We start from the raw sequence: 19,757 nt of genomic DNA, 5'->3' as shown, positions 1-19,757 counted from the left end.
ATCAGCCACGACCGCTGACGAACACCGACAGCCAGCCACTGGCGGCCCGCCGACGACGGGCGGCCGCCGACTGCCGCTGAGGGTCCCGCACGCCCTCAGAGCCACCGTCACACGCTCTGACGGGCCCTCATCTCCTCACCAGCCAAAGGATGTTCCTCATGAAGCTCCGCAAGGTCACCGTCTTCGCGACCACCGCTCTCGTCCTCTCGCTCGCCGCCACGGCCTGCGGGAGCAGCGACAAGGACGACTCGGGTTCGGGCTCCAGCGGTGGCGGCAAGATCAAGGTCGGCATCAAATTCGACCAGCCCGGCCTCGGCCTGAAGCAGCCGGACGGGACGTACGCCGGCTTCGACGTCGACGTGGCGACCTATGTGGCCGGTCAGCTCGGCTACAAGCCCAGCCAGATCGAGTGGGTCGAGACCAAGAGCGCCGACCGTGAGAACGCGCTGGCGCGTGGCGACGTCAAGTTCATCGCGGCCACGTACTCGATCAACGACGAGCGCAAGAAGAAGGTCGACTTCGCCGGCCCCTACCTGCTGGCCCACCAGGACCTGCTCGTCAAGAAGGACTCGACGATCGCCAAGGCCACGGACCTCAACGGCAAGAACCTGTGTTCCGTGACCGGCTCCACCTCGGCGCAGAACATCCACGACACGATCGCTCCGAAGGCCAACCTCCGTGAGAACTCGGGCTACTCGGAGTGCATCGCGGCCCTCCAGAGCGGTGCTGTCGACGCCGTGACCACCGACGACTCGATCCTCGCGGGCTTCGCCGCACAGGACAAGTTCAAGGGTCAGTTCAAGCTCGCCGGCCTCAAGCTCAGCAACGAGAACTACGGCATCGGCGTCAAGAAGGGCGACTCCGCGACCGTCACCAAGATCAACACCGCGCTGGAGAAGATGGTCAGCAGCGGCGCCTGGAAGACCGCGGTCACCAAGAACTTCGGCCCGGCCGACTACAAGAACGAGCCCGCCCCGAAGATCGGCGACATCGTCAAGTAAGCCCGAGAAAACCCCGGTAAGGCAGGCCCCATACCCGGAAGCGCGGGAGATCGTGTTCGACTTTCTTCAAGGTTATGACGTCCTCGGGGCGTTCTGGATGACGGTGAAACTGACCGTCCTCTCCGCCCTCGGCTCCCTGGTCTGGGGCACGCTGCTGGCCGGGATGCGGGTCAGCCCGGTCCCACTGATGCGTGGTTTCGCGACCTTCTACGTCAACACCGTCCGGAACATCCCCCTGACGGTCATCATCGTCTTCACCTCGCTCGGTCTCGCCGACATCTTCGGCATGACGATGGGCGCGTCCGACGACTTCAAGGTGCAGGGTTTCCGGCTGGCACTGCTGGGTCTGGTGGCGTACCACGCGGCCTTCGTCTGTGAGGCGGTGCGCTCGGGCATCAACACCGTGCCCGTCGGACAGGCGGAGGCGGCCCGCGCCATCGGGCTGAGCTTCAGCCAGGTGCTGCGGATCGTCATCCTTCCGCAGGCGTTCCGCGCGGTCATCGGACCGCTCGCCAACGTACTGATCGCCCTCACCAAGAACACCACCGTGGCGGCGGCGATCGGTGTCGCCGAAGCGGCCGCCCTGATGAAGACGATGATCGAGAACGAGGCCCAGACGGTCGCCATCGGCGCGGTCTTCGCGTTCGGCTTCGTGGTACTGACCCTGCCCACCGGCCTCCTCCTCGGCTGGCTGGGCAAGCGACTGGCGGTGAAGCGATGACCTCCGTTCTCTACGACGCGCCCGGCCCCCGCGCCAAGCGGCGCAACGTGCTCTTCTCTGTCGTGTTCTTCGTCCTGCTCGCCCTCTTCTTGTGGTGGGTCTGGCGGACGATGGACGACAAGGGCCAGCTGAAGTGGGCACTGTGGCAGCCGTTCACCACGTCGGACGCCTGGACGACCTATCTGCTGCCGGGCCTCCTCACCACACTGAAGGCCGCCGCGCTGGCCATGCTGATCGCCCTCCCCCTGGGCGCGTTGTTCGGCATCGCCCGCATGTCCGACCACCGGTGGGTGCGCGTCCCGGCCGGCGTGGTGGTCGAGTTCTTCCGGTCGATCCCGGTCCTGTTGATGATGCTGTTCGCGAACGAGTTCTACGTCCGCTCCACGAGCATCGGCAGCGAGGAACGGCCCCTGTACGCCGTCGTCACCGGCCTGGTGCTCTACAACGCCTCGGTGCTCGCCGAGATCGTCCGGGCGGGCATCCTGTCCCTCCCCAAGGGGCAGACGGAGGCCGCGTACGCGGTCGGGCTGCGCAAGGGTCAGACGATGACGAGCATCCTGCTCCCGCAGTCCGTCACCGTCATGCTGCCGGCGATCGTCAGCCAGCTCGTGGTCATCGTGAAGGACACCGCGCTGGGTGGCGTGATGCTGGGCCTCACCGAGCTGCTCAGCTCGCGCAGCACCCTTGCGGCCAACTACGCCAACGTGGTGGCGAGCTTCATCGTCGTCGGCATCATCTACATCCTGCTGAACCTCGCGCTCACCACGTTCGCGAGCTGGCTGGAGGGCCGACTGCGCCGTAGCAAGAAGAGCACGGGCGCGACCCTCGACGTCGAGGACGCCGTGGGGCTCAACCCCGCGCAGGTGCAGGGCAGTTTCGGAGCCGGTGCCGGCGGCTCGATCTGATGATCGGTCAAGTGGCATGAACGACACGGAGGCAGTGGCATGATCGCCACTGCCTCCGTCACTTGACGCAAGCACCGGCAATGGGTTGCATACGTTCTGTGATCGTGCACCCTGCTCCAACTTCCTGTTCACATGCGTCCCTGAGGACACCGTCACGGGCAGGGGGCGCCGCACCGTGGACCCGGTGATCATCGTCGGGGCGGGGCCCGTGGGGCTCACGCTCGCCCTGGCACTGGCGCGGCAGGAGGTGCCCTCCGTCCTCCTCGACGAGGGTCCGGGCAAGGACGAACCACGCCCCGCGCGCACCGTCGTCCTGCGGGAGGACACCGCCGCGCTCCTGGAGCGGCTGACCGGCATGCCGCTCGCCGAGCTCGGGACGCGCTGGGCCGGATGGCGGTCGATGCGGCGCAAGCAGGTGATGCGCGAGATCACGTTCGACGAGACCGAGCCCGCCCCCCTGCACATCGCCCAGCACGTCCTCACCGGCGCCCTCCGTCACGCTCTCGCGGGCGAGCGACTGGTGAGGATCGCCCCGGACAACCGCCTCGACTCGCTCGAACAGGAGCCGTCCGGCGTCACCGCCCACACCCGCGGTCCCAAGGGCACCTGGTGGCGCGGCAGTTACCTGGTCGGCTGCGACGGCCCGCGCTCGACCGTGCGCAAACTCCTGGACATCCGCTTCCCCGGCCGTACGGCGGTGGAGCGACACGCCGTGGCCGCGCTGCGCACGGAACTTCCGTGGCCCGACCAGGCGTTGTTGCATCGGGCGCCTCCGTGGCGGACGTCCGGACCCTCGGCCGGGGAGGTCACCGGACGCCCCCTCCCGGACGGCGTGTGGCGACTGGACTGGCTGCTGCCGCCGGGCAAGGACCTGGTCACCCCCGAGCTGCTGCTGGCCCGCATCCGGGAGACGCTCGCGGGCTGGACCGAGGGCCCGACACCGCCGTACGAACTGCTGGACACCGGCGTGCACACCGTGCACCACCGGCTCGCGCGGCGGTGGCGGGCGGGGCGGGTGTTTCTCGCCGGGGACGCGGCGCATCTGCTGGGGGCGCTCGGGACTCAGGGACTGGACGAGGGGCTGCGGGACGCCGACAACCTCGCCTGGAAGCTGGCGCCGGCCTGGCACCACGGACCGCACGAGGCGCTGCTCGACAGTTATCAGGCGGAGCGGCGGGCGGTCGTGGCGGCCCGGCTGCGCGCCGCCGACCAGGCGCTGCCGATGGTGCGCGGCGGCGCCGGGCTGCGCGCGGTCGTACCCGGCTCGGCCCGCGGCCATGACGTGCTGCTCACGGACGGTCACTTGGGGCACGGCGCGCTCGGTGCGCCGGGGGCGTACGCCGACTCACCGCTTGCGCCCCGGCACATCGAGGCGGAGGTCCCCGTCGACACCCCGCCCGGCGCGCCGGTATCCGACGTCCTGGTCACCGCCGAGGACGGCGCCTTCGTACAGCTGCGGGACCGCCTCGGGCGCGGCTCCCTGCTGGTCGTGCTGATCGCGCCGGGCACGGGCGTGTGGGAGCGCAAGCACTGGGTGACCGCCGGAATCATGCCCCGCCTGGCGGCCGCGGTGACGGCGCTGCCGCACCCGGCCGAGCTGCTGGTCGCCGAGAGCTACCCGGGCGCCGCCGCCCACACCGTCCTCCTCGTACGGCCCGACGGTCACCTGGTCACCGCGCTGAGCGGAGTGCGTCCGGCCGACCTGTACGCGGCGGCCGAGGCGACCCTGGGCGGTCCGGCGAGGACGGAGGCCACGGCCGGCTCACGCTGAGGCCGCCGTATCCGAACTGTCCACATAGTGACGCTGAGTTGACCGGCCCGCACCGCCGTGCTGTACTCCGGACCATGACCGACACCTCTGTCCACCTCTGGCGGAAGGTCCACCTGGACCTCGTCCGCTACGTGGGCTGTGTGTGTCACGTCGCCTGCTGAATTCGCATCTCTCACCCGCGCGCGCCACTGTCGTGATGCCTGCGCGCACCTTCGCGAACACTCATCAGGACGGTGCACGTGTCTGTCTCCCCTTCTGCCTCCGTGTCCCCCGCCACGCCCTCCCAGACCCCGACACAGGCGGACCTGCTCGCCTTCGTCCGGCGTACGGCCGCCGACGCCGAGCTGATCGCCTCGCTCCCCCTCGACCCCGAGGGCCGCACCTGGGTGCGGCTCGAAGGTCCCGGCGGCAGCGAAGCCTGGCTGATCGGCTGGCCGCCCGGCAGCGGCACGGGCTGGCACGACCACGCCGACTCGGTCGGCGCCTTCCTCACCGCCGCCGGTGAGCTCAAGGAGAACTCGCTCGCCGCGCGGCTCCCGAGCCACGGCTGGAAGACCCTCGAACTGGAGGAGGGCGTGGACCGCGAGCGCCGGCTGCCGACCGGCAAGGGCCGCGCCTTCGGCCACCACCACGTCCACGAGGTGCTCAACGAGTCCTCCGAAGAGCACGCGATCTCCGTCCACGCCTACTACCCGCCGCTCCCGCAGATCCGCCGCTACAGCCGCACGGGCCCGGTGCTGCGCCTGGAGCAGGTCGAGCGCCCGGAGGACTGGCAGTGAGCGCCGTACGCGAACAGCCCCTCGGTATAGACGAGTTGCTGGAGCGGGTCCGCGCGGACTACGACCGCATCGAGGCCAGGGCCGCGTACGACGCGGCCCGCGACGGCGATGCCCTCCTGGTCGACATCCGCTACGAGGCCCTGCGCACCCGGGACGGTCTCATCCCCGGCGCCTTGGTCGTCGAGCGCAACGAACTGGAGTGGCGCCTCGACCCCCAAGGCAGCCACCGCGCCCCCGAAGCCACCGGCCACGACCTGCGCGTCGTGGTGATCTGCAACGAGGGCTACGCGTCCACCCTGGCGGCCACGTCCCTGCACCGACTGGGCCTGCACCGCGCGACGGACCTCGTCGGCGGCTTCCAGGCCTGGAAGGCGGCGGGACTGCCTGTCACGTCGTAGCCACTCTGACTACGGCGCGACACGCCAGGTCCACGACGTGACACACCGACCCGCTCACGACCCGTCGGAGGGGCAGTAGAGCGGGGCGGTGTCCGCGTTGGACCTGGTGATGAGGCGGGCCGGTGTGGTGGCGATCTTCTCCACCTTCTCCTTACGGAGAAGGCTGATGGCGTTGGTGACGGCCAGTTCACCGGTGTCCTTGGCCGAGTTGGAGACGGTGGCGGCGAAACGGCCGTCCTTGAGGGCGGCGAGGGCCTCGTCCGTGCCGTTGACCGTCACGATCCTGACCTTCTTGCCGCCGGCCGCGTCGAACGCCTTGCGGGCGGCGAACGCCATCTCCTCGTTGGCGACGAAGGCGTAGTCCAGATCGGGATGCGCTTTGATCATGCTCGCGGCGACAGTCTTCGCCTTCGCGGCGACGAACATGGCGGGCTGGTTCGCGACCACCTTCGCGTTGACCGGCAGCCCCTTGGTGAATCCGCCGACGAGCAGGTCCGAGGCGGCGCCCGGGGCGCCCGCGATGACGGCCACCTGGACCTCGCGTCCCGCGGCATCGTCCTCGATCCAGCCGGCGTCCAGCTTGCCCACCGCCTTCAGGTCGACGACGACGGCCCCGAGGATGTCGGACGGATCGGCACTGACCGAGGTCAGGAAGATCGGGATGTGCGCGCTCTTGGCCTTGGCGATGTCGCTCTTGAGGGCGGTGGTGTTGACCGTCTGCAGGATGATCGCGTCGACATGGCGCGCGATCATGTCCTGGATGTTGGCCAGCTCCCGCGCGGCGTCCTGATGCGAGTTGACGGTGACGAGCTTCGCGAAGTTGCTCCTGGCCGTGTTCGCGATCGACTCCTGCAAGCAGGTGTGGAACTCCGTGCTGCCGCCGTTGACGAACCCGAGGGTGGTGGGACCGTCGTCGGCGGGCGTGGCACCGGACTCCAGTCCGCAGCCGCTCAGTAAGAGACCGGTACCGATCAAGGAGGCCACCAGCGTTCTTCGGTGGCGGGCGGGCAGGGACGTGGACAAGTGAGGCCGCCTTTCAGGGCGTACGAGGACCGGTCGGCGAAACGGCCGGAGGCACTCGGGCAGGCCTGGCTGCGGCTCAGCGGGCGGGGATGGCCGAGGTTCGGCAAGCATGGAGGGCCGAGGTTCGGCAGCAGAAGCTACTCCCACGGCAAACATGCGCACCCTCTACGTAACGCACGCTAAGTCTGCGAAACGCGTGCCCTCCGGTGAGGCGAGTGGCCGCTGGGACGGATGACTGACGGTTCCCCTCGCCCGCGCTCGGGACGTACGACTGACGGTCTGCTCACTCGCTCTCGGGACGGACGACGGTCTCCCGCGCTCACTCCCTGGCGGTGGCCACCGTGACCGCCCGGACCCGGAGGGCCACGCGTCCCGGGAGCGCCGTGGCGACGAGGGCGAGGGTCCCGGCCACCGCGATCACCGTGAGGTACGCGAGGGGTGTCACCGACGGTGCCGCCCGGCCGGTCATGCCGACGCTGAACGCGGTCAGGACGGCGAGGGCGATACCGCTGCCGAGCGCTGTGGCGAGCAACAGCACCGACAGCGCCTCGGTGCGCAGCATCCGCAGCACCTGACGGCGGGTCGCCCCGGCGAGGCGGAGCAGCGCGAACTCCCGGACACGCTCCGCGACCGACATGGCGAGCGTGTTGACCACGGCGATGGCCGTGAACGCCAGAACCAGCCCCATGGCCAGGTAGTTGACCTCGGCGTTCGCCTGCTGCCGCTGCGCCTGGAGCGAGTCGGCGGCGGCCGACGCGAGAATTTGGACGCCCGGGAACTCACGGAGGGTAGTCGCGAGTTGTGTCTGTGTACGGGTCGTGCTGACGAGGACGGAGGAGGCGAGCGGGTTGTCGACATGCCGGGCCACGAGATCGTGCGCGAGGGTCAGATCACCGAAGCCGAGACCCCTGGCGTAGACGGCGACGACGGTGAGCGTGACGGGCGTGCCGTCGCCGAGCGTCAGTTTCAGGGTGCTGCCGGGCCTCAAGTGGAGCTGGTCGGCGGCCAGTTCGCTTACGGCCGCGGTGTGCTCGGTGAGGTGGCCGAGCGATCCGGCGGTGACGTCGGGGTCCCAGGTGCGGGTGAGTCCGGCGGGTGTGACGCCTTGGGCCGCGTATTTGTCGAGGCCCACGCGGACGGTCGTATGGATGACTTCGGTGACGACCTCGTGCGGCGCGCGGAGTTGGCGCGCGGCCTCGGCCGGGACGCCCGGGCCCCGGGAGGCGACGACCCAGTCCGCGCGGACGCCTTCGCGGACCTGGGCGCGGGCGGCGTCTCCGAGGGTGGGCTGGACGAACAGCACGGTGCAGGTCATGCCGATCAGGAGGGTGAGGGGGGTGACGACGGAGGCCATGCGGGTGGCATTGCCCCGGACGTTGGCGACAGCGAGCCGACCACACGGGCCGGTGCGCCGGAGTAGGCCACCGACCACGAGGGTGGCCGCCTTGACGAGGAGCGGACCGAGGAGGGCGACGGAGGTGGAGAGGACCACAACGGCAAGGAAGGTCACGGGAGTTGAGGCGGGTTCGGTGCGGAGGGTGCTGAGCAGGGTGACGAGGGTGACGCCGAGTGCGAGGAGGACCAGGCCTGCGAGGATGCGGGTGGGGCGGGGGCGTGTGGAGCGGCCTTGGGTGGAGTGGGCGCGTGTCGGGCGGGGGTGCTTGATTCGGGGGCGTGTGGGGCGGGGGTACTTGGGCCTGGGGGCTTCGAGGTTGGCTCGGACTCGGGTTTCGACTGCGGCTTCGACTCCGGGTTCGGGTCCGGGTCCGGGTCCGAATCCAGGTTCGGCTCCGGGCTCGGCTTCAGCTCCGCCTCCGGGGTCGGTTCCAACTCCAACTCCAGGTTGGGCTGCGGCTCCAGGCTCGGCTCCGGCGCCGGATTCACCCCCGGCTTCGGCGAGTGCCTGGGCCGGGCGTATCCGAGAGATACGGCGAGAGGCAACCCTGGCCGCAGCCCAGGCGCCGAACACGGTCGCGGCGAGGGCGGCCAGCGGTGGGACGACGCCGGTGGTGTGCTGAAGCGTGGCGGGTACTGCGCCCAGGGCGACGAACCTGCCGTACAGCCAGGCGCCCAGGGGAAGTCCGAGCAGTGCGCCCGCGACACCGGCGACCGTGCCGACGATCAGGGCCTCACGGCCCAGGAGTCCGCGGATCTGGCCGGAGGTGGCGGCCACCGCGCGGAGCAGGGCGAGTTCGCGGTGGCGCTGTTGGACGGAGAGCGCGAAGGTGCCGACGACCACGAGGATCGCCACGAGCAGCGAGGTGCCGCCCATCGCACCGCCCATGCTGACCAGCCTGATCCTGGCCGTGGCGGCGTCCAGGAACTCGACGGGGCCGCGTGCGTCGCCGGTGGTTACTTGGGCGGTGGCGCTGAGCTGAGCGGTGGTGTCGTGCGGGGCGGTGGAGTCGGGGAGCGCGGTGATTCCCGCGAGCTGGGCGGTGTTGGCGTCCGGCACGCTTCCGGCGTGCCGCGCGGTGATTCCGGTGTACGACGCGATCGTGTCGGGGTGCGGTGCGGTGTCGGGGTGCGGCGCGCTGGTTCCTTGCAGCGCCGCGACGACAGCTTGCCGCAGCTGGGCCGTGCTCGTGCCCTTGACCGGTAGGACGCCGAACGCAGTGACCTGCCCGGGGTGACCGGCCAGACGGCGGGCCTCGGCTGTGGAGAAGAAGAGTGACGTCTGATGGCGTACAGCTGTGGCGGGAACGGCGATTCCGGTGATCCGGTAGCTGCGCGGAGCCTGCGTCGACTGGACGGTGAGACGGTCGCCGGGCCGGAGTCGGGCCCGTCCGGCGAGGTCGCGGTCGATGACGAGATCGGTCGCGGCCTGCGGAGCGCTGCCGGTGACTAGCCGGTACGGCGTCAGCGCGGCGGAGTCCCAGGCGTGCCCGTAGGCAGTCCGGCCGCCGGTACCGATGCCGACGCCAGCAGGTGTCAACGGCTGGGCGAGGAAGGTCAGTTCGGGGATGACCCGGGCGACGCCCGGAGTCCTGGCGAGCGTGCTCTCCAAGCTCGCGGGGAGCCAAGCGCGCTCGGCGATTGCTTTCGCCTTGCGCTTGACCTTGGTCTTGCCCTTCTTGTGTTTGACGGTGGTCCGGTGAACGTTCTGGTCGGCGGAGACCACGACGGGGCTCGCCGCGTAGCGCTCGGTGCGGATGGAGCCGCGCAGACCGGTGTCGAGAAGGGTGCCGCAAGCCGTGATGAGGGCGGCCGCGCACATCAGGGCGAGGAAGGCGCCGAGGAAACCGGCCTTGCGGGCGCGGACGGACCGGAGGGCGTAGCGCAGCATCATGAGGGCTCGGTCTCTTTTCTGTTGTGCCCCGGGGCGGCGTCGACAGGGTGCGCAAGGGCTACTTCGCGACCGGTGCCGCCACCGACACCCGCATCCGATTCGGCATCGGCATCGGCATCGGCATCGGCATCGGCATCGGCATCGGCATCGGCATCGGCATCGGCATCGATGAGAGGTGCCGGAAAGGCCAGGAACCGGGTGAGTACAGTGCGTGCCCCGGCCGGCGTCTCGGCTTCGGGGCGCTTGTAGCGGTTGAGGAGGGCGATGTACTCCTCGAAGAACGCCCGGAGTTCGGGCGAGGTCAGCCGGATGGTGCCGCGTGAGTACGGGAACGCGTCCGCCCATGGCCCGGTCTCGGCGGAGTCCCGCTGAAGCTGCTCGAAGAGCTCCAGATCGGCGGCGTACGCATGGTGGTTGAGCTCGTCCATGACGTGCCGCATCTCCGCACTCTGACGACTGCGCGGCGGAAACCGGCGGTCACCGGGAACGGCCCGCCACCAACGCTCACGACCATGACCGGGCGCACGCTCCGCCCGTGCCTCCATTCCCCCGTCCCGTTCGGCAACACCCGCCCCCACTCTCGTCGTTGCCGTCTCCGAGCCCGCGCCCGCCCCCGTCTCCTCGACGAAGCCGTAACGGGCGAGTTCACGCAAGTGGTAGCTGGTGGAGCCGGTGTTCAGGCCCAGCGCGCGGGCGAGCGTGGCCGAGGTCGCGGGGCCGTGCAGAGTGAGGTGCTGGAGCATGCGCTGGCGTCGCGGTTGCGCGAGGGCTTTGAGCGCGGCGAGATCGGAGAGTTCGACCGGTGCGGGTGTCGCCGGGGTCCGCTCGGCGGGTGTCTCCGCGCCGCGTATGCCGGGTGGGCCGGGTTCCTGTGCCATGCGTACACAGTCGTTTGTGCACAGGTGTCTGTGCACTGGGGCAATCCGGCGTCTTCAGCAGGGGGTTAGCCCTACCCCGAGCACTGCCCGGTGCTTGCCTGAACGCGGTCGGCGCCCCCGCGCGTCCACCGTGTTCAGGACGTTCGCACCGCCAAGAGGTCAGTACCGGATCGATTCAGAACCGGATCGATCCCGGATCAGTGCCCCCTCGTCCTCGGATCAGTACCCCTCGTCCCCGAGGAACTCCGTGTCCTCGCCCTCTTCCTCCAGTGCCTGCCGGACCACTCTGAGGGCCATGCCCTGGGAGTAGCCCTTGCGGGCCAGCATGCCCGCGAGGCGGCGCAGCCTCTTGTCGCGGTCGAGGCCCCGGGTGGACCGCAGTTTGCGGTCGACCAGTTCGCGGGCCGTCGTCTCTTCCTGCTCGGAGTCGAGCTGGGACACGGCCTCGTCGATCAGCGTCGAGTCGACGCCCTTGGTGCGCAGTTCCTGGGCGAGTGCGCGCCGGGCCAGACCCCTGCCGTGGTGCCGGGACTCCACCCAGGCGTCCGCGAAAGCGCCGTCGTTGATCAGTCCGACTTCCTCGAACCGCGACAGCACCTCGTCCGCCACCTCGTCCGGGATCTCTCGCTTGCGCAGGGCGTCCGCGAGTTGCTTGCGGGTGCGCGGGTTCCCGGTGAGCAGGCGCAGGCAGATTCCCCGCGCCCGCTCAGCCGGGTCCGCCGGCGGCTCCTCCTTCTCGGCCCTCGACGAGGAGAAGTCACCTCCGTCCTCTCCGGACGACTCTCCGAAGCTGCGGCCGCCGCCACGGCGCCCACGTCTACCGCGTGCGCCGTCACCGCGCGCTGTAGACCCTCGAGAGCCGCCCTCACCGCGCGCCCCACGGCTGCGGCGCGAGCCGCGGCCGGGTGCGTCGTCGGCGGCGGACCCGTCGCCGGGCGAACTGCCGCCAGGCGCCGAGCTTCTGAAAAGCCGACCGGTGCCCGCAGAACCATCTCCGGGCTCCGAGCCGCCGAAAGGCGGACCGGTCTCCCCCGCGAAACCGTCGGCCGACCACTCGCCGCCCGGCTCGTCGCCGTACGGCTCTTCGGGCATGCCGTCCGCACCGTAGGCCAGGCCGTCGCCGCCTCCCCCGCGCCCCTGCGGGGCGCCGGGATACGCGTAATCGGCCCAGTCCGTTCGTCGAGTCACGGGTCAGCTCTTGGCTGTCGTGGCCTTGGCCTTGGTGGTCTTGGCCGCGGCCGGAGCGGGCACCGCCTTGGCGGCGTCGTCCGTGACGGTGGAGACCGCCGCGTCCGCGACCGGCTCGGCGGTGGGCTTGTCCTTCTCCGGACGGACGCCCACGCCCAGCTTCTCCAGGATCTTCTTCTCGATCTCGTTGGCCAGGTCGGGGTTGTCCTTCAGGAAGTTGCGCGCGTTCTCCTTGCCCTGGCCGAGCTGGTCGCCCTCGTACGTGTACCAGGCGCCGGCCTTGCGGACGAAGCCGTTCTCCACGCCCATGTCGATCAGGCCGCCCTCGCGGCTGATGCCGTGGCCGTAGAGGATGTCGAACTCGGCCTGCTTGAAGGGCGGCGCCACCTTGTTCTTGACGACCTTGACGCGGGTGCGGTTGCCGACCGCGTCGGTGCCGTCCTTGAGGGTCTCGATACGACGGATGTCGAGTCGCACCGAGGCGTAGAACTTCAGCGCGCGGCCACCGGTCGTGGTCTCCGGGGAGCCGAACATCACGCCGATCTTCTCGCGGAGCTGGTTGATGAAGATCGCGGTGGTCCCGGACTGGTGGAGCGCGCCTGTGATCTTGCGGAGCGCCTGGCTCATCAGGCGGGCCTGGAGACCGACGTGGCTGTCTCCCATCTCGCCCTCGATCTCCGCGCGCGGGACGAGTGCCGCGACGGAGTCGATGACGATGAGGTCGAGGGCGCCGGAGCGGACCAGCATGTCCACGATCTCCAGGGCCTGCTCGCCGTTGTCCGGCTGGGACAGGATCAGGTTGTCGATGTCGACGCCGAGCTTCTTCGCGTACTCGGGGTCGAGGGCGTGCTCCGCGTCCACGAACGCGACCTGGCCGCCGGCCCGCTGGGCGTTCGCCACCGCGTGCAGGGTCAGGGTCGTCTTTCCGGAGGACTCCGGGCCGTAGACCTCCACCACTCGGCCGCGCGGCAGGCCGCCGACACCGAGGGCGACGTCCAGTGCGGTCGACCCGGTGGGGATGACTTCGATGGGCTCGTTCGGCCGCTCGCCGAGGCGCATCACCGCGCCCTTGCCGAATTGCCGTTCAATTTGTGCGAGTGCGGCGTCCAACGCCTTCTCGCGGTCGGTTCCTGCCATGGGTTCCACCCGGTTTGCTTGAGTCGATCGCTTCACGTCAAAGACGCTAACGCCTGCCACTGACAATGCGCCCCGACGCCCGCCCAGCCTGTGGATAACTCGGACACTTCGCCATCAAAAGCCTGCCGAAATGCCCGTCATGGCCTCGCCGGAGCTTCCATGAGAATGGATGTTCGATTTTCGTGTCAAGCGCACCACGCGGCACTCACGTCATCGATGTCGCTGTGACGCCGAGCGTCGTGGCGACGCTTCGAAGGGCATGGAAATGCTTCCCGTGCCGGGAGTCGGGGCCGTTGACTGACGGCAGCCAACGGCAACCGACGCTGGGAGAGTTCGATGAAGACGTGGAAGCGCGCGGGGATCGCGGCCGTGCTGGTCACGGCGACCGTCGGCATCATGAGTCCGGCGGCGTCGGCCGCGCCCATGCCGTGGGAGACCAGCCGTGTGCACCACCCCGCACCGGCGAAGGGCACGGCGATCACCTCGGTCGGCGAGACCGGCACCGTCACCATCCTGTGCAGCGGTAACTGCTACCAGTAGGACTCCCGAACCCCGATCCCCCAGGGGGATCACGCCCCGAGCGGCCGACAGCGCGCGTTCACGCGGCCGCTTGGCAATCGCCGTTCAGCAGCCCGACCCGGACCGGGGGCCACCGGGGTGGCCGAAGAGCCGGATGCCGTCACAGAGCAGCACCGGCGCGACGCGCAGGTCGGTCTCGTCGATCAGTTCGCGCAGTTCGCGCTCCAGGAGCTGTCGGCCGATCGTGGGCGAGAGCACTCCGAGGTTCTTCCCGTCGGAGGCCTCCAGCCCACCCCGGAAGGTCACCTCGGGGGCGTGCGGCGCGTCGTCGGGATGGTGCGTGAGGACGAACACCAGCCCCTGCCACGCGCCGGCGCAGATGCCGCCGCCATCGGGGAAGGCGCCGAAGCCGTCCCGGCCGCCCAGTACGACACCGGTCGTCGTGGCGCGCTCCTCGACGAGACCGGCCCGGAACGAGAGCCCCGTCACCCAGTCCATCGGACCCGGCGCGCCCCCGAAACGATCACCAGCCCCTGGGAGTCCTACTTCCGCCGTCGTACAGCTGGTGTCTTCGGCCGTACGACGACTGCGCGGCGCGTTCCCGCGAGGCTCGGGCCATGACTCGGACCCTGAAGAGCCGCGTAGGTCCCGCCGAGCGTCTCTGCCATGCGACCGGTGCCCTGCTGATCGTCTCCGGGCTGGTGCATCTCGTGGTGTTCGCGGTCGACGGCGGCCCCTGGTACGGGCCCGTCTCCTGGCGGAAGCCCGTCACGTTCGGGCTCTCCTTCGGGGCGACGCTGATCGCGGTCACCTGGGTCACGTCGTATCTGCGCGTCGGGGCCCGGCTGCGCACCGTGCTGCTCGTCGTGTTCGCCGCCGACTGTGTTGTCGAGGTCGGCGGCATCACCCTCCAGGCGTGGCGCCGGGTGCCGTCGCACCTCGACATGGAGACGCCCTTCGACACAGCGGTGTCCATGACGCTCGCGGTGGGCGGCGGTGTCCTCGTGGTGCTGCTCACCGTGTTCGCCGTGGCGTCCTTCCGGCACCGGCCGACGGGGCCCACAGGGATGGCGCTCGCAGTGCGCTCCGGGTTCGCGATCCTGCTCGTGGCGCTGGCCTCGGGCGCCGCGATGATCGCGCGCGGGGTGGTCCTCGCCCGGACCGGTCACCAGGAGGCGGCGTACCACTCGACGGCTCCACTCAAGCCGCTCCACGGGGTGAGCCTGCACGCCGTCCTGGTGCTGCCGGCCCTGGCCTGGCTGCTGTCCCGTACGTCCTGGAGCGAGGCGGTACGACGGCGGACCGTGACAGTCGCGGTCGGCTGCTACATGGTCGCCGTGGCCGGGGCCGGGGTGTGGGCGGTGCTCACGTACTGAACGCGACGCCCCGGTGTTCTCGCCGGGTCATCCCTCAGGAGGAGCCGGAGGAGCCCTCTCCGGGGTCCTTCGGTTCGGAGTCGGTCGGTGCAGGATCAGTCAGCCGCGAGCCGGCTGTCCCGGAGTCGGCCGTGCCGCCGGAGTCCGTCATAGCGGCGGAATCGGCCGCTACGGGCCCCTCCGTCCCCTGCCGCCGGTCCCACAGCCGTCGCGCGCGCGTCACCAGGCCGGGCCCGCCGGAGCCACGAGTGGTCCGATGGCCATGGACCCGGGGGTCGTCCGTGACGGCGTACCGCTTCACATACGCCCCGAGGAACGCCTGGAGCGTGGCGACCGCCGGGATCGAGATCAGCGCGCCCACAGCGCCCAGGAGCGCGGTGCCCGCGATGACCGAGCCGAAGGCGACCGCGGGGTGGATGTCGACGGTCTTCGCGGTCAGCTTGGGCTGCAGCATGTAGTTCTCGAACTGCTGGTAGACCACGACGAAGATCAGCACCCACAGTGCGTACCAGGGGTCCACGGTGAAGGCGATCAGCATGGGCAGGGCGCCCGCCAGATACGTGCCGATGGTCGGGATGAACTGGGAGACCAGGCCCACCCAGACGGCGAGCACGGGCGCATATGGGATGCCCAGTGCCTGCAGCAGGACGTAGTGCGCCACTCCGGAGACCAGCGCCATCAGGCCGCGTGAGTATATGTAGCCGCCCGTCTTGTCGACGGCGATCTCCCACGCGCGCAGTACCTCGGCCTGCCGGGCGGGCGGCAGTACGGAGCACAGCGCGCGCCGCAGCCGCGGGCCGTCGGCGGCGAAGTAGAACGAGAACAGACCGATCGTCAGCAGCTGGAAGAGGCCCCCGAGCACCTGGGTGGACACGTCCAGCACGCCGGTGGCGCTGTTCTGCACGTACTTGCGCAGCCAGTCGGAGTGGAGCAGCCCCTCCTGGATGTCCACGCGTCTCAGATCGGTGTGGAAGTGCGTGTTGACCCAGTTGATGACGGAGTCGAGGTAGTTCGGGAAGTCCTCGATCATCTTGATGATCTGGCCCGCGAGCATCGACCCGAGCAGGGTGACGAACCCGGCGCTCACGATCAACAGCCCGAGGAAGACCAGGAAGGTGGCCAGCCCCCGGCGCATCCCCCGGTCCGCCATCCGGCTCACCGCGGGCTCGATGGCGAGGGCCAGGAAGAACGCAATGAGGATGTTGATCAGCAGCCCGAGGAGCTGGTGGAAGGCCCAACTGCCCAGCTGGAAAACGGCGACGAGGGCGAGCGCCAGCACCATGGCGCGCGGCAGCCAGCGCGGCATGCCGGTGGCCGACGCGGCGCCGTCGGCCGGGGGCCGGGTCGGCGGCGTACCGATCGGGGATGCCTGCGGGGCGTCGGGCCCGGTCTCGTCAGTGGCTGCCACGGTGCAAGTCTCGCCTACGCCACTGACAACCGGTCACCAGCGTCGATCTTCGTGACCGATCAGCGACTTTGCCGCGGAACGTTCATGACGCCGCAGACCACACGCCACACGTCCTTGGCCTCCCAGCCCGCGTCCAGCGCCTCGTGCACCGTCCGCCCGCCGAGTTCCGTCATCACGTGATCGCGCGCGAAGCTCTCGGCGTACCCCGCGCCGAAGTGCTCCGTCATCCGCTCCCAGAAGACCGTCAACCGCATGACACCAGTATCCCGCCCCTGAGAGTGGGACCATGTCGGGACCCCTTACGGAGACCGCTTTCCGTCCTACGGTCTGACGCATGGCCGAAACAGGAGCTTCCCCACTCCCCCCGACGCCCCCGGCGCACTCCCCGCTCTTCCGCGCCGAGCACTTCGTCTGGCTCACCGCGCGCGTGCTGGAACAGCGCCTCTTCGCGTATCACTTCCTCAACGGCGAACCCGATCCGGTGGAGACCGCGCTGGACGCCTACCGCAACGAGGACGGCGGGTACGGGCACGCGCTGGAACCCGATCTGCGCGGCCCGGTGAGCCAGCCGCTGCCCACCGGGCACGCGCTGCGCGTCCTGGACTCCGTCGGGCGCTGCGGCGGGCAGCGGGTGGAACGCGTGTGCCGCTATCTGACCTCGGTCTCCACGGCCGACGGTGCCCTGCCGGCGGTCCTTCCCGGCCAGCGCGGCTATCCGACGGCGCCCTTCGTGCCGATCGTGGACGACCCGCCCAGCGAACTCCTCGCCACCGGGCCGGTGGTGGGCCTGTTGCACCGCAACGAGGTGTGGCACGCCTGGCTGTTCCGGGCCACCGACTTCTGCTGGCAGGCCGTCGACTCCCTGGAGAAGTCGCACCCCTACGAGATCGAGGCCGCCGTGGCCTTCCTGGACTCGGCACCCGACCGCCCGCGCGCGGAGGCCGCCGCCGACCGCCTCGGCCGCCTGGTGCGTGAGCATCGGCTCGCCGCCCTGGACCCGGAGCACCTGGAGGCCTACCCGGTCGCCGCCGGGTACGCGCCCGGCGAACACCACTTCCCGTACGACTACGCGAAGACGCCGAGCTCGCTCGCGCGCGCGTGGTTCACGGACGACGAGATGGACCGCTCCCTCGACCACCTGGCGGACGATCAGCGGGAGGACGGCGGCTGGCCGATCCGCTGGCGCCAGTGGGCGCCGGGCATCGCCCTGGAGGCACGCCCCATAGTGACGATCCAGGCACTGCGCACCCTGAAGGCGTACGGCCGCTCCGTGGGCTGACACCGGGCCGGCTCAGCCGCCGATGGCCCGCACGCCGGCCGTCACCAGTACGGCCGCCGCGACGACGAGCAGGAACGGCGCCCGCAGCACCAGCGCCACGGCGGCCGCCACGAGCCCTGCCGCCCGGGCGTCGAGCACGAGCGCGTGCCCGTCGGCGAAGGTCTGCTGGGCCGTGAGCGCGGCGAGCAAGGCGCCCGGCAGCAGGGCCGCGAGCCGCCTCACCAGCGGTCGCTCCAGCGCGCCCGCGGGCACCAGCAGTCCGGCGAGCTTGACGACGTAGCAACCGAGAGCGGTCGCCGCGATCGCGATCCAGACGGTCATCGGTCCTCCTCCTGTGCGTCGTAACTGCCTTCTTCTGGTGCGCCGTTACGCGCCTCGCCCTGCCGACGGCCCTCTACGTAGAGGGCGATCGGTGCCGCGAGAGCCGCCGCCAGGACCGGCACACCGGCCGGCAGTACAGGCAGCAATCCCAGTCCCAACAGGACCGCGAGTGCGGCGACGGCACGCTCGGTGGTGGTCCTGAGCATGGGCGCGAGCAGCGCCAGGAAGACGGCGGGCCCGGCCGCGTCGAGACCCCAGGCGTCCGTGTCCCCGATGGCCTTGGCGCCCAGCGCGCCGAGCAGCGTGGTGAGGTTCCACAGCAGGTACAGCGTGAGTCCGGTGACGGTGAACCCGATCCGCGCGGCACGCCGCGTGGGCTGCGCGAGCGTGACGGCCGTCGTCTCGTCGATGACCCACTGGGCGGCGAACGGCCGCACCGCGCGCGGGAGGGCCAGCAACTGCGACAGGCGCAGCCCGTAGAAGGTGTTGCGCACGCCCAGGAAGAAGGCGCCCGCCGCCGCGGTGAGCGGATTGCCACCGGCCGCGAGCGCTCCCACGAGCGCGAACTGGGAGGCGCCGGTGAACACCAGGAGGCTGAGGGCGCACGTCTGCAACAGGGTGAGCCCGCCACCGGCCGAGGTCACCCCGAAGGCGAACCCGGAGAGCCCTACGGCGATCCCGACCCCGAGGGCGTCCCGTACGACGGCGGAGTCCGGCTTGCCCCCGGCATCGGAGTCCGGTTCTCCTCCCTCGTCGGCACGTATGTCTTCTGAAGCGATCTGTTCTGCCACGTGTGGGACGGTACGAGCAGTCGCCGTTCCGCGTCTTGTACGTTCTTGCGCTCCCGCTGGTACGCGCCCGGGGGCACGCCCACGATCCGGGCGAAGTGCCGGTTGAGGTGCGGCTGGTCGGTGAACCCGACGGCGACGGCGGCCTCCGCGGGCGCCGTACCCGCGTCCAGGAGCCGGCGGGCCTCCCGCACACGGGCGTCGGTCAGCCAGGCGTGGGGCGGCATCCCGTAGGCGCCCCGGAACGCGCGCAGCAACGCGAAGGGGCTGGTCCCCAGATCCCCGGCGAGCCGCTCCAGGGTGGGCGGTTCCGCCATCCGCTCCTCCAGAACGGCACGCGCGCGTGCGGCGACCCGGCCACCGGCCGTGGGCACGGCACGCTGCGGCAGCGGTCCGCCGTTCAGCCGAAGCAGTCTGGTGACGGCGACCCGCAGCAGGGTGTCGGCGGCGAGCGCGTTGCCCTCGTCGGCCGCGCGCAGGATCTGGTGGACGAGCCCGACCGTGTAGGGGTCGTCGAGCACGGGCCTGACGAAACCGGGAGTGCCGCGGATCGAGGTGGTCTCGGCGGCTATGGCGGCCACCACCTCGGGCGACGGGTAGACCGCCCCGTACCGCCAGCCCTCGGGGACGCCCGCCCGGCCGGTGTGCGGGGTGTCCGGATTGACCAGCGCGAGTGCCCCCGCCCCGGCGGACACATCGCCCCCACCGTGGTGGAACACCTCGACGCCGTCCGCGATGGCGGCGATGACGAAGTTCTCGTGCGTGTGCCGGACGAAGGTCTTGCGGATGTACCGGGCCCGCAGCAGGTCGACGCCGGGCAGTTCCGTGTACTGCCAGTGCCGCGCCAACTCACCCGAACCCGCCATACGGCCATTCTCCGCCACGGCGACGGAACGAAGCGGCCCAGCCCACGGCGACCGGAAGCCGCCGAAACGATTCCTGGCCATGGCGGCCGACGAAGACCGAAACGATTCCG

The 19,757-nt window shown here is 70.5% G+C and carries 20 protein-coding genes; 9 read left to right on the top strand and 11 right to left on the bottom strand.

Features of this window, described 5'->3' with window-relative positions:
- The first annotated feature begins 158 nt into the window (after positions 1-158).
- The 6 genes from OG588_RS36845 to OG588_RS36820 all read left to right on the top strand — a co-directional run bounded on the left by OG588_RS36845 (position 159) and on the right by OG588_RS36820 (position 5,575).
- Positions 159-1,001 carry a glutamate ABC transporter substrate-binding protein gene (locus OG588_RS36845; RefSeq protein ID WP_405950998.1) on the top strand — a complete coding sequence of 281 codons (843 nt, stop codon included), beginning with the start codon at positions 159-161 and terminating at the stop codon, positions 999-1,001.
- Between the two features lie 52 nt (positions 1,002-1,053).
- Positions 1,054-1,722, top strand: a complete 669-nt coding sequence (locus OG588_RS36840; RefSeq protein WP_405950997.1) for an amino acid ABC transporter permease — start codon at positions 1,054-1,056, stop codon at positions 1,720-1,722.
- Entirely contained in the window at positions 1,719-2,627 is a 909-nt protein-coding gene (locus OG588_RS36835) for an amino acid ABC transporter permease (protein WP_405950996.1), read from the top strand. Before OG588_RS36840 ends, OG588_RS36835 begins: the two co-directional genes overlap by 4 nt.
- 175 nt (positions 2,628-2,802) lie before the next feature.
- Entirely contained in the window at positions 2,803-4,398 is a 1,596-nt protein-coding gene (locus OG588_RS36830; protein WP_405950995.1) for an FAD-dependent monooxygenase, read from the top strand.
- A 239-nt stretch (positions 4,399-4,637) separates the two neighbouring features.
- Positions 4,638-5,177, top strand: coding sequence for a cysteine dioxygenase (locus OG588_RS36825; RefSeq protein ID WP_405950994.1), 540 nt, complete (start codon positions 4,638-4,640; stop codon positions 5,175-5,177).
- The gene (locus OG588_RS36820; protein ID WP_405950993.1) at positions 5,174-5,575 is read left to right on the top strand and encodes a rhodanese-like domain-containing protein; all 402 of its coding nucleotides are present in this window, start codon (positions 5,174-5,176) and stop codon (positions 5,573-5,575) included. The genes OG588_RS36825 and OG588_RS36820 overlap by 4 nt, the downstream gene beginning before the upstream one ends.
- Before the next feature lie 54 nt (positions 5,576-5,629).
- On the opposite strand, the gene OG588_RS36815 is transcribed toward OG588_RS36820, so the two are convergent.
- From OG588_RS36815 to recA, 5 genes are all read right to left on the bottom strand, one after another.
- Positions 5,630-6,559, bottom strand: a complete 930-nt coding sequence (locus OG588_RS36815; protein ID WP_405953300.1) for a sugar ABC transporter substrate-binding protein — start codon at positions 6,557-6,559, stop codon at positions 5,630-5,632.
- Between the two features lie 358 nt (positions 6,560-6,917).
- Positions 6,918-9,887: an FtsX-like permease family protein gene (locus OG588_RS36810; protein ID WP_405950992.1), complete on the bottom strand. Its 2,970-nt coding sequence runs from the start codon at positions 9,885-9,887 to the stop codon at positions 6,918-6,920.
- The gene (locus OG588_RS36805) at positions 9,884-10,765 is read right to left on the bottom strand and encodes an ArsR/SmtB family transcription factor (protein WP_405950991.1); all 882 of its coding nucleotides are present in this window, start codon (positions 10,763-10,765) and stop codon (positions 9,884-9,886) included. The genes OG588_RS36810 and OG588_RS36805 overlap by 4 nt, the downstream gene beginning before the upstream one ends.
- Before the next feature lie 219 nt (positions 10,766-10,984).
- Positions 10,985-11,953 carry a recombination regulator RecX gene (gene recX, locus OG588_RS36800; protein WP_405950990.1) on the bottom strand — a complete coding sequence of 323 codons (969 nt, stop codon included), beginning with the start codon at positions 11,951-11,953 and terminating at the stop codon, positions 10,985-10,987.
- Positions 11,954-11,956: 3 nt separating this feature from the next.
- Complete coding sequence (gene recA, locus OG588_RS36795; protein WP_405950989.1) at positions 11,957-13,090, bottom strand: recombinase RecA; 1,134 nt, start codon at positions 13,088-13,090, stop codon at positions 11,957-11,959.
- Between the two features lie 336 nt (positions 13,091-13,426).
- On the opposite strand from recA, the gene OG588_RS36790 reads away from it, so the two are divergent.
- On the top strand, positions 13,427-13,630 hold the full coding sequence (locus OG588_RS36790; RefSeq protein WP_405950988.1) for a hypothetical protein: 204 nt from the start codon (positions 13,427-13,429) through the stop codon (positions 13,628-13,630).
- A gap of 84 nt (positions 13,631-13,714) precedes the next feature.
- Here OG588_RS36790 and OG588_RS36785 read toward each other — a convergent pair whose 3' ends face one another.
- Positions 13,715-14,098 carry a hypothetical protein gene (locus OG588_RS36785; protein WP_405950987.1) on the bottom strand — a complete coding sequence of 128 codons (384 nt, stop codon included), beginning with the start codon at positions 14,096-14,098 and terminating at the stop codon, positions 13,715-13,717.
- A gap of 128 nt (positions 14,099-14,226) precedes the next feature.
- Here OG588_RS36785 and OG588_RS36780 point away from each other — a divergent pair, with 128 nt between their 5' ends.
- Complete coding sequence (locus OG588_RS36780) at positions 14,227-14,985, top strand: hypothetical protein (protein ID WP_405950986.1); 759 nt, start codon at positions 14,227-14,229, stop codon at positions 14,983-14,985.
- A 34-nt stretch (positions 14,986-15,019) separates the two neighbouring features.
- Here the strand turns inward: OG588_RS36780 and OG588_RS36775 are convergent, their stop codons facing one another.
- Positions 15,020-16,393, bottom strand: a complete 1,374-nt coding sequence (locus OG588_RS36775; RefSeq protein WP_405950985.1) for an AI-2E family transporter — start codon at positions 16,391-16,393, stop codon at positions 15,020-15,022.
- A gap of 59 nt (positions 16,394-16,452) precedes the next feature.
- Positions 16,453-16,647 (bottom strand): DUF3046 domain-containing protein, encoded by a 195-nt coding sequence (locus OG588_RS36770; RefSeq protein WP_405950984.1) that lies wholly within the window; start codon positions 16,645-16,647, stop codon positions 16,453-16,455.
- Positions 16,648-16,727: 80 nt separating this feature from the next.
- Between OG588_RS36770 and OG588_RS36765 the strand changes: the two genes are divergently transcribed.
- Positions 16,728-17,672: a hypothetical protein gene (locus tag OG588_RS36765; protein WP_405950983.1), complete on the top strand. Its 945-nt coding sequence runs from the start codon at positions 16,728-16,730 to the stop codon at positions 17,670-17,672.
- 12 nt (positions 17,673-17,684) lie between these two features.
- Here OG588_RS36765 and OG588_RS36760 read toward each other — a convergent pair whose 3' ends face one another.
- Genes OG588_RS36760 through OG588_RS36750 form a run of 3 tightly spaced genes read right to left on the bottom strand, consistent with a single transcriptional unit; the run spans position 17,685 to position 19,647 of the window.
- Positions 17,685-17,993 (bottom strand): AzlD domain-containing protein, encoded by a 309-nt coding sequence (locus tag OG588_RS36760; RefSeq protein ID WP_405950982.1) that lies wholly within the window; start codon positions 17,991-17,993, stop codon positions 17,685-17,687.
- Entirely contained in the window at positions 17,990-18,772 is a 783-nt protein-coding gene (locus OG588_RS36755) for an AzlC family ABC transporter permease (RefSeq protein WP_405953299.1), read from the bottom strand. The genes OG588_RS36760 and OG588_RS36755 overlap by 4 nt, the downstream gene beginning before the upstream one ends.
- Positions 18,661-19,647 (bottom strand): AraC family transcriptional regulator, encoded by a 987-nt coding sequence (locus tag OG588_RS36750; RefSeq protein WP_405950981.1) that lies wholly within the window; start codon positions 19,645-19,647, stop codon positions 18,661-18,663. The genes OG588_RS36755 and OG588_RS36750 overlap by 112 nt, the downstream gene beginning before the upstream one ends.
- Positions 19,648-19,757: the final 110 nt, after the last annotated feature.

The organism is Streptomyces prunicolor (assembly GCF_045162825.1).
Classification (GTDB): domain Bacteria; phylum Actinomycetota; class Actinomycetes; order Streptomycetales; family Streptomycetaceae; genus Streptomyces; species Streptomyces prunicolor.
This window is presented reverse-complemented; position numbering and strand designations above follow the sequence as displayed.